Below are 13,578 nucleotides of genomic sequence, written 5' to 3'. Positions count from 1 at the left end.
CCTACGGGATCGCGCTGTGTCAGCCGGTCCCGTATTGCAATATTACAGGCCTGATTTCAGGCTGGCTTCCAGGTATTCGTCGATGTCGCCGTCGAGCACCTTGTCGCAGTCGCTGCGTTCGATGTTAGTGCGCAGATCCTTGATCCGCGACGCATCGAGCACATAAGAGCGGATCTGGTGACCCCAGCCGATATCCGACTTGGTGTCTTCCAATGCCTGGGATGCGGCGTTGCGTTTCTGCATTTCCTGCTCGTACAACTTGGCCCGCAGCATTTTCATGGCGGTGTCCTTGTTGGCGTGCTGGGAACGTTCGTTCTGGCAGCTCACCACGGTGTTGGTCGGTACGTGGGTGATACGTACGGCCGAGTCGGTGGTGTTTACGTGCTGACCACCGGCACCGGAGGAGCGGTAGGTATCGATCCGCAGGTCGGCCGGGTTGATCTCGATTTCGACCTTGTCGTCGATCTCTGGCGAGACGAACACCGCAGAGAACGAGGTATGGCGACGATTGCCGGAGTCGAACGGGCTCTTGCGCACCAGACGGTGCACGCCGATCTCGGTCCGCAGCCAGCCAAAGGCGTATTCACCCTTGATGTGTACGGTCGCGCCCTTGATACCGGCGACTTCACCGGCGGACAGTTCCATGATGGTCGCATCGAAACCGCGCTTGTCAGCCCAGCGCAGGTACATGCGCAGCAGGATATTGGCCCAGTCCTGTGCCTCGGTGCCGCCGGAACCGGCCTGGATATCCAGGTAGGCGTTGTTCGGGTCCATTTCGTGGCTGAACATGCGGCGGAATTCAAGCTTGGCGAGGTTTTCCTCGAGACGGGCCAGTTCGGCGACGACATCGCCCACTGCGCCTTCGTCGTTTTCTTCGACGGCCATGTCCAGCAGGTCACGGCAATCGGCCAGACCGGTGTTCAGCTCGTCAAGGGTATCGACGATCTGCGCCAGCGCTGCGCGCTCGCGGCCCAGTTCCTGGGCGTATTCAGGTTTGTTCCAGACACTCGGATCTTCAAGCTCGCGATTGACTTCGGTCAGACGCTCATGCTTTTGATCGTAGTCAAAGATACCCCCGAATAGTTTCGGAGCGCTCGGACAGGTCCTTGATGGTGTTCAGGATCGGGTTGATTTCCATGGCGGGCAGCACTCGTTGGCGAACTTTTGAAAGCCGGCGAGTATAACGGCAAACGGGGGGGAACGGCAGCCCGCTTGGCGAAAAGGCGTGGGTGTTGTGTGGGAGCCGGCTTGCCTGCGATGCGGGCACCTCGGTGCATCAGGCGCACCCGGTCGATGCTATCGCAGGCAAGCCAGCTCCCACATTTAAACCGAGATCGGCACAAAGAACCGGTCGGCCCTAAGGCCGCCGCGCTTGTGCTTTTGATCTGGGGTGCCCCACTGTAAGAGCGGAACCCCAAGCAACCATTACCGCAGCGACGGATATGCACCCCGCCCCCAACAACACGGCGCCCTGCCCTACTCGATCCCCACCTGATTCCGCCCATTATGCTTAGCCGTATACAACCCCTTATCCGCCGCCATAATCAGCTGCCGACAATCCGTCCCCTGCACCGGCGTCATGGTCGACAGCCCGATACTGATGGTCAGGCTCGATCCCTCGGTCGGCGCGTTATGTGGGATCTTCAGCGCGGCAACCGCCATGCGCAGCTTTTCAGCGACCAACCGCGCACCACCCGGCGAGGTATTCGGCAGCACCAAGGCAAACTCTTCACCGCCGTAGCGCGCCGGCAGGTCCGAGGGGCGGCTGCTGGCGTCGCGGATGGCGGCGGCCACCTTGCGCAAGGCCTCGTCACCTTCGACATGCCCAAAGCTGTCGTTGTAGGTCTTGAAGAAATCCACGTCGATCATCAGCAGCGACAGTTGAGTCTGGTCACGCATGGCACGGCGCCACTCCAGCTCCAGGTATTCGTCGAAATGACGACGGTTGGACAGCCCGGTGAGGCCGTCGGAGTTCATCAGCCGTTGCAGTACCAGGTTGGTGTCCAGCAGTTGCTGCTGGCTGACCCGCAGCGCGCGATAGGCTGCATCGCGTTGCAACAGGGTCATGTAGGAGCGCGAGTGATAGCGGATACGCGCCACCAGTTCGATATTGTCCGGCAGCTTGACCAAGTAATCGTTGGCCCCAGCCGAAAACGCCGCACTCTTGATCAGCGGGTCTTCCTTGGTGGAAAGCACGATGATCGGGATGTTCTGCGTGGCCGGGTGGTTGCGGTATTCGCGCACCAGGGTCAGGCCGTCGAGGCCGGGCATCACCAGATCCTGCAAGATAACGGTGGGCTTGATGCGGATAGCCTGGGCGATGGCCTGGTGCGGGTCGGCGCAGAAGTGAAAGTCGATGTTTTCTTCATGCGCCAGGCCACGCCGCACGGCTTCGCCGATCATGGCCTGGTCGTCGACCAACAGCACCATGGCGGCGTTTTCGTCGGTCTTGATGTCGTCGATCTGTAAATCATTCATGTGCAGTCACCTGAATTACTGCCGGCAAGCCGGTGCTGCGAGAGGTCGTGTTCATTTGGCGAATACCTCCAGCAGTCGGGGCGCAATTCTATCCAGTGGGCGAATTTCAACAGCAGCATCAATCGCCGCCGCCGCTTTGGGCATGCCATACACCGCCGAGCTTTGCTGATCCTGGGCGATGGTCAAATAACCTTGTTCACGCAGCAGCTTGAGGCCCTGGGCCCCGTCGCGCCCCATGCCGGTCAACAGTACGCCGACGGCATCGCCATTCCAGTGGCTGGCCACGCTTTCGAAAAACACGTCGATTGAAGGCCGGTAAATCTCGTTCACCGGCTCTGCGGTATAGGCTAGCGTGCCGTTCTTCAATAAACGAATGTGGTGGTTGGTGCCGGCCAGCAGCACCACGCCGCTTTGCGGTGGCTCGCCTTCGCGGGCCAGGCGCACCGGCAAGCCGGAGGCGCTGCTCAGCCACTCGGCCATGCCGGCTGCGAACACCTGGTCGACATGCTGAACCAGCACGATGGCGGCGGGAAAGTCACGGGGCAAGCCCTTGAGCAGGATTTCCAGGGCGGCCGGGCCGCCCGCAGACGACCCGATAGCCACCAGGCTCTGGCGTTTGCCGGTGATACGCGGAGCGACGGCTTCGGCACGTACTCGGCTGCCGCGCTGGCCGATCAGCCAACCGATGTTGAGGATCTTGCGCAACAGCGGCGCCGCCGCATCCTTGGGGTTGCCCACGCCCAGGGTCGGGGTGTCCACCACGTCGAGGGCGCCATGGCCCATGGCTTCGAACACCCGGCTCACATTGGCCTGGCGGTCGACGGTGACGATAACGATGGCACACGGGGTCTCGGCCATGATCTGGCGGGTCGCTTCCACGCCGTCCATCACCGGCATGATGAGGTCCATCAGGATCAGGTCCGGCGTCAGCTCGGCACAGCGCTGCACCGCCTCCAGGCCATTGGTGGCCACCCACATCACCTGGTGCGCGGGCTCGAAACTCAAGGCGCGGCGCAAGGCCTCCACCGCCAGGGGCATGTCATTGACGATCGCAATCCTCATGCCCGCGCGCCTCCGATCAGTTCCACCACGGCATCCAGCAGGGCGTCATCGTGGAAACTGGCTTTAGCTAGATAATAGTCGGCGCCAGCATCCAGTCCACGGCGTCGGTCCTCTTCACGATCTTTGTAGGACACCACCATCACCGGCAACGATTGCAGGCGACTGTCACGGCGCAAGAGTGTGACCAATTCAATACCGTCCATGCGGGGCATATCAATATCAGTGATCAACAGGTCAAAGTCTTCGGAACGCAAGGCGTTCCAGCCGTCCATGCCATCGACCGCCACGGCCACTTCATAACCACGATTAAGTAACAATTTGCGTTGCAGTTCACGCACGGTCAGCGAGTCATCGACCACCAGCACCCGTTTACGCGGCGCCTCAGTGGTTTGCTGGCTGCGCCGGGCGATACGTTCCAGTCGACCGGTATTGAGCAGTTTGTCCACCGAACGCAGCATGTCTTCCACGTCGACGATCAATACCACCGACCCGTCGTCCAGCAAGGCGCCGGCGGAAATGTCCTGGACCTTGCCCAGGCGATCATCCAGCGGCAACACCACCAGCGTACGCTCGCCGATAAAGCGCTCCACGGCAATCCCGTACACCGCATCGCGCTCGCGGATCACCACTACTTTCAACGTTTCTGACTGGTTCTGGCCCGCTGGGCGCTGCAACAACTGGCTGGCGGCGACCAGGCCGACATGCCGGCCCTCGTGCCAGAAATGCTGGCGACCTTCCAGTTGCACAATGTCATCGGGCACCAGGTCGCACATGCGTTCGATATGAGCCAGCGGGAACGCATAGGCTTCCTCACCGACTTCCACCACCAGGCTGCGCACCACCGACAAGGTCAACGGCACTTCCAAGTGGAAACGACTGCCGCGCCCCGCCGTCTGCTCCAGCACCACCGCACCACGCAGTTGGCGGACCATGTGCTGCACCGCATCCAGGCCGACACCGCGCCCGGAGACTTCGGTGACCTTGTCGCGCAGGCTGAACCCCGGCAGGAACAGGAACGTCAGCAACTCCTCTTCGCTCAGGCGCAGGGCGGTTTCGGCCGGCGACAGATGCCGGTCGACGATGGTGCCGCGCAGGCGCTCCAGGTCGACGCCATTGCCGTCATCGCTCAGTTCCAGCACCAGCAGACCGGCCTGATGGGAGGCGCGCAGACGGATCAAGCCTTCAGCCGGCTTGCCCGCCAGCAGGCGCTGCTCAGGCATTTCGATGCCGTGGTCGACAGCATTGCGCAGCAAATGGGTGAGCGGGGCTTCGAGTTTTTCCAGCACGTCACGGTCGACCTGGGTCTTTTCGCCCTCGATCTCCAGGCGCACCTGCTTGCCGAGACTGCGCCCGAGGTCACGCACCATGCGCACTTGCCCGGCCAATACATCGGCAAACGGGCGCATGCGACAGGCCAGCGCGGTGTCATACAGCACCTGGGCGCGCTGCCCGGCCTGCCAACCGAACTCGTCCAGCTCGGCGGTTTTTTCCGCCAGCAGGGCCTGGGCTTCGCTGAGCAGTCGGCGGGTATCGGCCAGGGCTTCCTGGGCTTCGAGGTTCAGGTGCTGGGTCTTGAGATGCCCGTCCAGCGTATCCAGCGCCCGTACGCTCTGGCTTTGAATGCGCTTGAGGCGCTGCAGACTGACCAGGTACGGCTTGAGCCGCTGGGTTTCCACCAAGGACTTGCTCGACAGGTCGAGCAGGCTGTTCAAGCGTTCGGCGGTCACCCGCAGGACGCGCTCACCGCCTTCGGTCATGCGCTTGCCTTGGCGCGGCAGCTCGCTGGTCACCGGCGGCGCGGGCTCGGGCTCCGGCGGCAGTTCTTCTACGACGGCCGCTGGCGCTGACGGCGGCGGCGTCGCTTTAACCGGCGCCTGGGACGGATCCAGCAGGCGCTCCATCAAGGCGACATAGGCTTCGATATCTGCCGGCCCTACGTCATTACCCGGCGTGGCGATGCGCATCAGCAGGTCGGTGCCTTGCAGCAGTGCGTCAATATGTTCGGGTTGCAGGTACAAGCGGCTTTCCTGGGCACTGACCAGGCAATCCTCCATGACATGGGACACGCTGACGCCGGCGTCCACCCCAACGATGCGCGCCGCGCCTTTGAGCGAGTGCGCCGCGCGCATGCAGGCTTCGAGCTGGTCGGCCTGGGTCGGGTTGCGCTCCAGGGCCAGCAGGCCCGCGCTCAGTACCTGGGTCTGCGCATCGGCTTCCAGGCTGAAGAGTTCCAGCAGCGAGGCATCGCGCATCTGGTCGGGGGTCATGTGAGGCTCCGGGTCACGGCGGACAACAATTGCGCCTCGTCGAGCCAACGCAGGCTGCGGCCTTTCCACTGCAGTACACCTTGGGTGTAGCGCGCGCTGGCCTGGGTGCCCGAGGCCGATGCCGCCTTCAAGGTACGCTCATCGATGGCATGGATGCCGTCGACTTCATCCACCGGTACCACCACCGGGCCATCCTGGGCAGCGATGATCAACATGCGCGGCATGATGCGCCCGCCGCTGGCGCCGGGCCCGGTGGCGTCCAGGCCGAGCAGCTCCACCAGCGACAGGCACGCCACCAGCGCGCCGCGCACGTTGGCCACGCCGAGCAGGGCGCGGGAACGCTGGTGTGGCAGGGAATGAATCGGTTGCAGCGGCGCGACCTCCACCAGGCAGCGGGTGGCAATGCCCAACCACTCTTCGCCCAGGCGGAACATCAGCAGGGAACGGGTGACCACATCCTCACCCAGCTCGACCGCGGCATGCGGGCGATGCGCGTCCTGCTGCAGGGCGTACCGGTCTAGCAAGCGCGTGGCCGCCGCCGAGTACACCGAACAGTTACGGCAATGGATATGGTCCGCCAGCAGCGGGCAGGACTTGTCACCGTGGATACCGATGCGGTTCCAGCAGTCGTCGATGGCCTGGGTGTCGGCCAGGGTCAGGTCCAGGCCTGCGGTGTCGAGCGCATCGGGGCTACTCATCGTTTGGACTCACTGTCAGCTCGCTCGCTACGGGCGGCCCGCGCTTGCAAGCGGCGTGCCCCCGCACTGTCGCCCTGGGACTCGAGCAGCGCGGCCAGGTGCATCAAGGCTTGCGGGTGCTGGGGTTCCAGGTACAAGGCTTTTCGATAATACCCCTGGGCTTCCAGGGCACTGCCGGCCACGTCGCTGAGCAGCCCCAACCAGTAGAACACCTGGGCGGCCGGCGGGTGACTGCTCAGATAACGCTCGCAAGCTGCACGGGCCTCGGCACTTTTGCCTTCGTTGGCCAACGTGGCGATCTGGCTAAGCAGCTCGCCTGCGTCGGACAGCGGTGCCTTGATCGGCACCACCTGGGCGCTGGGCGAGCTGAACGGTCGCGGCCTGGTCGGAATCGGCGCGGCGCTGCGCTGAGGCAATGGCGCGGGCATCGGCTTGAACACGGGCTCAGGCTGGGCCGGCTCGGCATGCCGGCTGAACGCAAAGGATTGCGGCACACCAATCGAACGCATGCCATGGCGCCCGAGCAAGCTGCCCTCGGCGGGACCGATAAACAGCACGCCGTCCACGTGGGTCAGGCCCTTGAGCACGTCGAACACTTGCTTCTGGGTCGGCTGGTCGAAGTAGATCAGCAGGTTGCGGCAGAACACAAAGTCGTAGCTCGCCTCATTGGCCAGCAGCGCGGGATCGAGCAAGTTACCGACCTGCAGGCGCACCTGTTCACGCACGCGGTCGGCGATGTGGTAGCCGTCACCATACTCGGTGAAGTGGCGGTCGCGAAAACCGAGATCGCCCCCCCGAAACGAGTTCCTGCCATATACCCCACGTCGCGCGCGCTCCACCGACAGCGGGCTGACGTCCATGCCCTGCACTTTGAACTGGTGTGGCGCGAGGCCGGCATCCAGCAGCGCCATGGCAATCGAGTAGGGTTCTTCGCCGGTGGAACACGGCAGGCTGAGGATACGCAGGGCACGCATCTGCTTGATATCGGCCAGGCGCGCCTTCGCCAGGCGGGCCAGGGTCGCAAAGGACTCGGGGTAACGGAAAAACCAGGTTTCCGGGACGATGACCGCTTCGATCAGCGCCTGCTGTTCATCCTCGGAGCTTTGCAGGTACTGCCAGTAGTCGCCGGGCGTCTGTGCATTGACGGCCTGGCTGCGTTGGCGCACCGCGCGCTCGATGATAGCTTCGCCGACCGACGCGACATCCAGGCCGATGCGCGCTTTCAGGAACGCAAAGAAACGCGGGTCGTGGCTCATATGCACTGCTCGGTCGAAAACAGCAAGGCACGTACGTCATCGGTGAGCAATTCGTTGACACCTATCCACTGCATCAGGCCCACGGCATCTTCACGCACCAACCCCAGGTAACGCGCCTCGCGGTTGTCCAGGCCATAGGGCTTGAACTCCCCAAGCTCGCAACGCAGGGTGTCGGTGGCTTGCTCCAGGATCAGTCCCAGCCAGCGGGCTTCAACCCAAGGCTGTGGTTGGTAATTGACCAGCACCAGGCGCGTACTGGTACGGGCCTTGGCCGGCTTGCCGAAGGTCAGGGCGCTGAGGTCGATGACCGGCACCAGCGCGCCACGGTGGGCAAAGATACCCGCCACCCACGCCGGCGCATGGGCAATGGGTTTGAGCGGCAAGCGTGGCAGGACCTCGGCGATTTCCGTGGCCCTGAGGGCAAAGCGCTCATCACCGATGTGGAACACCAGGAACAACGCCTTTTTCGCTGCCGGAACGGCACCGCGTCTCGCCGCGAGGTCGCTCATCAGACTTTGAAACGCGACACGCCACTGCGCAGGCCGACCGCGACCTGGCTCAGCTCATCAATGGCAAAGCTGGCCTGGCGCAGGGACTCCACCGTCTGGCTGCTGGCATCGCCCAGTTGCACCAGGGCGTGATTGATCTGCTCGGCGCCTGTGGCCTGGGCCTGCATGCCTTCATTGACCATCAACACCCGCGGCGCCAAGGCCTGAACCTGGTGGATGATCTGCGACAACTGCTCGCCCACTTGCTGCACTTCGAACATGCCGCGGCGCACTTCTTCGGAGAACTTGTCCATGCCCATCACGCCTGCCGACACCGCCGACTGGATCTCGCGCACCATCTGTTCGATGTCGTAGGTGGCCACCGCGGTCTGGTCGGCGAGGCGGCGCACTTCGGTAGCAACCACGGCAAAACCGCGGCCGTACTCACCGGCCTTTTCGGCTTCGATGGCGGCATTCAGCGACAGCAGGTTGGTCTGGTCGGCGACCTTGACGATAGTCACCACCACTTGGTTGATGTTACCGGCCTTCTCATTGAGGATCGCCAGCTTGGCGTTGACCAGGTCGGCGGCGCCCATCACCGAATGCATGGTTTCCTCCATGCGCGCCAGGCCTTGCTGGCCGGAACCGGCGGCGACCGATGCCTGGTCGGCGGCGGTGGACACTTCGGTCATCGTGCGCACCAGGTCCTTGGACGTGGCGGCGATCTCACGGGACGTGGCGCCGATCTCGGTAGTGGTGGCGGCGGTCTCAGTGGCGGTGGCCTGCTGCTGCTTGGAAGTGGCGGCAATCTCGGTCACCGAGGTGGTTACCTGCACCGACGAACGCTGAGCCTGGGACACCAGCGCCGTCAGCTCGGTCATCATGTCGTTGAAGCCGGTTTCGACGGCACCGAACTCGTCCTTGCGCTCCAGGTTCAGGCGTTTGCTCAGGTCGCCGTCGCGCATGGTGCCGAGGATATCGACGATGCGTTGCATCGGCGCCATGATTGCGCGCATCAGCAGCAGGCCACACAGGCCGGCAGCGAGGATGGCGATGATCAGCGACACGGCCATGCTGACCTTGGCCGACAGCACCGACTCGTCGATCGCCGCCGTGGCCCGGTCAGACACGCTCTTGTTCTCAGTAATGATGTCGTTGAGCTTCATGCGCCCTTCAGTCCAGATCGGCGTCAATTGCTCTTCCAACAATGTGCGCGCACCCGGCAGGTCATCGGCCTCGACGCGCTCCAGCACCTGGCTCAGGACCTTGTTGTAGGTGAGGTGGGCCGCCTTGAAGTTATCGAACTCCATGCGATCGGCCTGGCCATGTATGGTTTTTTCGTAGTTGGCCATCTGCTGTTCAATACGCGCTTCGAACGCCTTGTAGTCCGTCTTATCCGTATTGTTCAAGGTTTTGTCGTCGCGCAGGCCGACGATGTCGATGGTATGCAAGTAGCTGTCGACCCAGGCGCTGCGGATCATCGAGCTGAGGTAGACCCCCGGCACCGCATCGTCCCGGACGGCTTCCTGGCTGGCTTCGATCTTCAGCAACCGTGAGTAGGACACCACGACCATCAGCAGCATGATCGCGATAATGACCGCAAAGCTCGCCAAAATCCGTTGGCGCAAGGTCCAGTTCTTCACAGTATTTCCTCGAAGGGCCATTCAAATGGGGGGAGTATAGCTGAGCACAAGCCCTCATTTATCAACGGGTTTTGATGGAGCGCTCACAGAATGCAAAAACACCCCGGGCCATTGCGGCAGCCGGGGTGCTTTCATTTATCGGACAGGTTCAAAGGGTGGCTTGGCGCACCTGCTTTTCCAGTTCCAGCTTCAAGCCAGGCTCCAGTTTCAGTTGGCGCGCCAACTCGTCAAGGTAGGCCTTCTCCATGAAGTTTTCCTCGTCCACCAGCATCACGCTGGCGATGTACATCTCGGCCGCCATTTCCGGCGTGCCCGCAGCGCGCGCCACATCGGCCGGGTCCAGCGGTTTGTTCAGTTCGGCGTGCAGCCAGCTTTGCAGCTCGCGGTCGTTATCCAGCTTGATGAACTCACCTTCGATCAGTGCTCGCTCGCGCTCATCCACATGGCCGTCGGCCTTGGCGGCGGCGACCAGCGCCTTGAGAATGCCCTGGCTGTGTTGCTCGACCTGCGCGGGTGGCAGGCGGTCGATGGTTTGCGGCTCACCCTGGGGCGCGCTGGCCTGCTGCGCCTGCCAGTTGCCGTAGGCTTTGTAGGCAATCACCCCCAGTGCCGCGAGGCCTCCGTAGGTCAGCGCCTTGCCACCGAACTTGCGAGCCTTCTTGTTGCCCATCAGCAAGCCCATGGCGCCGGCCGCCAGGGCCCCGCCGCCCGCGCCACCGAGCAGGCCGCCCAGGCCGCCACCGCCGAGCAAGCCGCCCAAGGCGCCTTTGTCGTCGGGTTTACGCTGGCCGCCAGCCTTGTTCTGCAGCATGTCCTGGCCAGACTTGAGCAACTGATCGAGCAATCCACGGGTATTCATTCGCAGTCTCCAGATACTAGGGTTCATAGGACCAATAGGCCTCCAGCGTAAAACTAAGTGCCAAAAAGCCGCGATCTAGAGTGCTTCCAGATGTAACGCGGTCGACCTTCTCTAAAATCGATATACACTCGAGCAAATCTATAAAAACACCCCACTGGTAATTCCAGCATGATGACCTTGCGTCAAATCCGGCACTTTATTGCCGTGGCCGAGACCGGTTCGATCTCCGCCGCCGCGCAAACGGCATTTATCTCCCAGTCGACCCTGACCCTGGCGATCCAGCAGCTGGAGCAGGAAATCGGCGTCAACCTGTTCAACCGCCACGCCAAGGGCATGACCCTGACCCACCAGGGCCATCAATTCCTGCGTCAGGCACACCTTATTCTCGCCACCGTCGACAATGCCAAACGCAGCCTGCAACAGAGTACCGACCAGGTCGCCGGGCAGTTGATCATCGGCGTGACCAGCCTGGTGGCCGGCTATTACCTGGCCGACCTGCTGACACGCTTCCAGCGCGCCTACCCCAACGTGGAAATCCGCGTGATGGAGGATGAGCGCCCGTATATCGAGCATTTGCTCGTCAGCGGCGAAATCGACGTGGGCGTACTGATCCTCTCCAACCTCGAAGACCGCCACGCCCTGCAGACCGAAGTACTCACCCACTCGCCACACCGCCTGTGGCTGCCGGCGCAACACCCGCTGCTGGAGCACGACAGCATCAACCTGGCCGATGTGGCGCGTGAACCGCTGATCCAACTGAATGTGGACGAAATGGGCCACAACGCCCAGCGCCTGTGGGCCGGTGCCGGGCTGCAACCACGGGTGACATTGCGCACGGCGTCCACCGAAGCAGTCCGAAGCCTGGTGGCCGCAGGCCTGGGCGTGTCGATCCAGCCTGACATGACATACCGCCCCTGGTCGCTTGAGGGCGACATTATTGAAGCACGGCCGATTGCCGACCTCAGCCAGACCCTCGACGTGGGCCTGGCCTGGCGCCGTGGCACCGCCCGCCCGGCGCTGGTGGATCCGTTCCTGACCGTCGCACGGGAACAGCCGCACCCACGCAAGCCATCTATTTAATCGAATGCTGCATTCAGTATTTAGTATTTGTTGACCTCGCGCCTGACCTCTACTCTCGCTTCATCCATAAGAGAAAGGTCGGGCGCCTTGTAAGAGAACGCCAATGGCCACACAAGAAAAGAGATCGCGAAAAATGTCCGGCGCGCCCACCCCGCTGCTCACTGCGTTGCTGATCGACGGCGAACTGGTCCAGGGCCAGGGTGTTGCCGAGCCGATCCTCAACCCGGCCACGGGTGAAGTCCTCACCCAGATCGCCGAAGCCAGCACCGAGCAGGTGGAAACCGCGATCCTTGCCGCCCACCGCGCCTTTGCCGGCTGGTCGCGCACCACGCCGCAGCAACGCTCGAACATTCTGCTCGGCATTGCCGACGCGATCGAAAAACAAGCCGACTACCTCGCCCGCCTGGAATCCCTGAACTGCGGCAAGCCGTTGCACCTGGCGCGCCAGGATGACTTGAGTGCCACCGTCGACGTGTTCCGCTTCTTCGCCGGGGCTGTGCGTTGCCAGACCGGGCAACTGAGCGGCGAATACCTGCCGGGCTACACCAGCATGGTGCGCCGCGATCCCATCGGTGTGGTGGCCTCGATTGCGCCATGGAACTACCCACTGATGATGGCGGCGTGGAAAATCGCACCGGCCCTGGCCGCCGGTAATACCTTGGTGTTCAAGCCGTCGGAACACACGCCACTGTCGATCCTCGCCCTCGCCCCCGTCCTTAAAGAACTGCTGCCGCGTGGGGTGATCAACATTCTGTGTGGCGGCGGCGAAGGCGTCGGCAGCCATCTGGTCAGCCACCCCAAGGTGCGCATGGTCTCGCTGACCGGCGATATCGTCACCGGGCAGAAGATTCTGCAAGCAGCCTCCAAAACCCTTAAACGCACGCACCTGGAACTGGGCGGCAAGGCGCCGGTGATCGTGTGCAACGATGCCGACCTGCAAGCCGTGGTCGAGGGCGTGCGCGCCTACGGTTACTACAACGCCGGCCAGGACTGCACCGCGGCATGTCGCATCTACGCCCAGGCCGGTATTCACGACAAGCTGGTTGCCGAACTTGGCGCGGCCGTGAGCAGCCTGCGCTTTGCCGGCAAACGCGATGCCGATAATGAACTGGGCCCGCTGATCAGCACGCGCCAGCGCGACCGCGTCGCCAGTTTTGTCGAACGCGCCCTCGGCCAGCCACATATCGAGCGGGTTACAGGGGCCGCCGTGCACTCGGGTGCGGGCTTCTACTACCAGCCTACGCTGCTCGCCGGCTGCAAACAGAACGATGAGATCGTGCAGCGCGAAGTGTTCGGCCCGGTGGTCACCGTGACGCGCTTCGACGAACTGGAACAGGCGGTGGACTGGGCCAACGACTCCGAATACGGCCTGGCCTCGTCGGTGTGGACCCAGAACCTGGACAAGGCCATGCAAGTGGCGGCGCGCCTGCAATACGGCTGCACCTGGATCAACAGCCATTTCATGCTGGTCAGCGAAATGCCCCACGGCGGCTTGAAGCGCTCAGGCTATGGGAAGGATCTGTCCAGCGATTCGCTGCAGGACTACAGCGTGGTGCGCCACATCATGGCTAGACACGGAAATCAGCTGTAGGCAGCAAGCGACCGGCTGCCAGTAAACGCGGAACCGCGTTTTCTTGCGGCTTGCAGCTTGCAGCTTGCAGCTTGGCGCAAGAGCTACGCTAAAACAAAAAACGACACGTACCACTGCTTTTACTGCCCCGACCATAATTAAAGAAGAGGGAACCCC

The 13,578-nt window shown here is 62.8% G+C and carries 11 protein-coding genes; 2 read left to right on the top strand and 9 right to left on the bottom strand.

What is annotated here, in order from left to right; translation table 11 throughout:
- Positions 1-42: 42 nt before the first annotated feature.
- From prfB to ATH90_RS06225, 9 genes are all read right to left on the bottom strand, one after another.
- Positions 43-1,138 (bottom strand): peptide chain release factor 2 gene (gene prfB, locus ATH90_RS06265; protein ID WP_098465888.1). Its coding sequence is split into 2 segments (ribosomal slippage): positions 43-1,065 and positions 1,067-1,138, totalling 1,095 coding nucleotides; the frame shifts between segments, so codons are not numbered across the junction.
- Between the two features lie 338 nt (positions 1,139-1,476).
- Complete coding sequence (locus tag ATH90_RS06260; protein WP_034102465.1) at positions 1,477-2,478, bottom strand: response regulator; 1,002 nt, start codon at positions 2,476-2,478, stop codon at positions 1,477-1,479.
- A 51-nt stretch (positions 2,479-2,529) separates the two neighbouring features.
- The gene (gene cheB / locus ATH90_RS06255) at positions 2,530-3,540 is read right to left on the bottom strand and encodes a chemotaxis response regulator protein-glutamate methylesterase (RefSeq protein ID WP_034102464.1); all 1,011 of its coding nucleotides are present in this window, start codon (positions 3,538-3,540) and stop codon (positions 2,530-2,532) included.
- On the bottom strand, positions 3,537-5,807 hold the full coding sequence (locus tag ATH90_RS06250; RefSeq protein WP_098465887.1) for a hybrid sensor histidine kinase/response regulator: 2,271 nt from the start codon (positions 5,805-5,807) through the stop codon (positions 3,537-3,539). Before ATH90_RS06250 ends, cheB begins: the two co-directional genes overlap by 4 nt.
- Positions 5,804-6,505, bottom strand: coding sequence for a chemotaxis protein CheW (locus tag ATH90_RS06245; RefSeq protein ID WP_069022072.1), 702 nt, complete (start codon positions 6,503-6,505; stop codon positions 5,804-5,806). Before ATH90_RS06245 ends, ATH90_RS06250 begins: the two co-directional genes overlap by 4 nt.
- Complete coding sequence (locus ATH90_RS06240; RefSeq protein WP_098465886.1) at positions 6,502-7,761, bottom strand: CheR family methyltransferase; 1,260 nt, start codon at positions 7,759-7,761, stop codon at positions 6,502-6,504. Before ATH90_RS06240 ends, ATH90_RS06245 begins: the two co-directional genes overlap by 4 nt.
- Positions 7,758-8,270: a chemotaxis protein CheW gene (locus tag ATH90_RS06235; protein WP_069022068.1), complete on the bottom strand. Its 513-nt coding sequence runs from the start codon at positions 8,268-8,270 to the stop codon at positions 7,758-7,760. Before ATH90_RS06235 ends, ATH90_RS06240 begins: the two co-directional genes overlap by 4 nt.
- On the bottom strand, positions 8,270-9,892 hold the full coding sequence (locus tag ATH90_RS06230) for a methyl-accepting chemotaxis protein (protein WP_034102459.1): 1,623 nt from the start codon (positions 9,890-9,892) through the stop codon (positions 8,270-8,272). Before ATH90_RS06230 ends, ATH90_RS06235 begins: the two co-directional genes overlap by 1 nt.
- A 148-nt stretch (positions 9,893-10,040) precedes the next feature.
- Positions 10,041-10,751 carry a tellurite resistance TerB family protein gene (locus ATH90_RS06225; RefSeq protein WP_034102458.1) on the bottom strand — a complete coding sequence of 237 codons (711 nt, stop codon included), beginning with the start codon at positions 10,749-10,751 and terminating at the stop codon, positions 10,041-10,043.
- A gap of 168 nt (positions 10,752-10,919) precedes the next feature.
- Here ATH90_RS06225 and ATH90_RS06220 point away from each other — a divergent pair, with 168 nt between their 5' ends.
- Together ATH90_RS06220 and ATH90_RS06215 are read left to right on the top strand one after the other, a co-directional pair.
- Entirely contained in the window at positions 10,920-11,831 is a 912-nt protein-coding gene (locus tag ATH90_RS06220; protein WP_012722545.1) for a LysR family transcriptional regulator, read from the top strand.
- Positions 11,832-11,964: 133 nt separating this feature from the next.
- Positions 11,965-13,422, top strand: a complete 1,458-nt coding sequence (locus tag ATH90_RS06215) for a gamma-aminobutyraldehyde dehydrogenase (RefSeq protein WP_034102456.1) — start codon at positions 11,965-11,967, stop codon at positions 13,420-13,422.
- The last annotated feature ends 156 nt before the right edge of the window (positions 13,423-13,578 follow it).

It is taken from the genome of Pseudomonas lurida (genome assembly GCF_002563895.1).
In the GTDB taxonomy this organism is placed as follows: domain Bacteria; phylum Pseudomonadota; class Gammaproteobacteria; order Pseudomonadales; family Pseudomonadaceae; genus Aquipseudomonas; species Aquipseudomonas lurida.
Note: the sequence above shows the minus strand (reverse complement) of the source record. Positions and strands in the feature narration are given on the sequence as shown.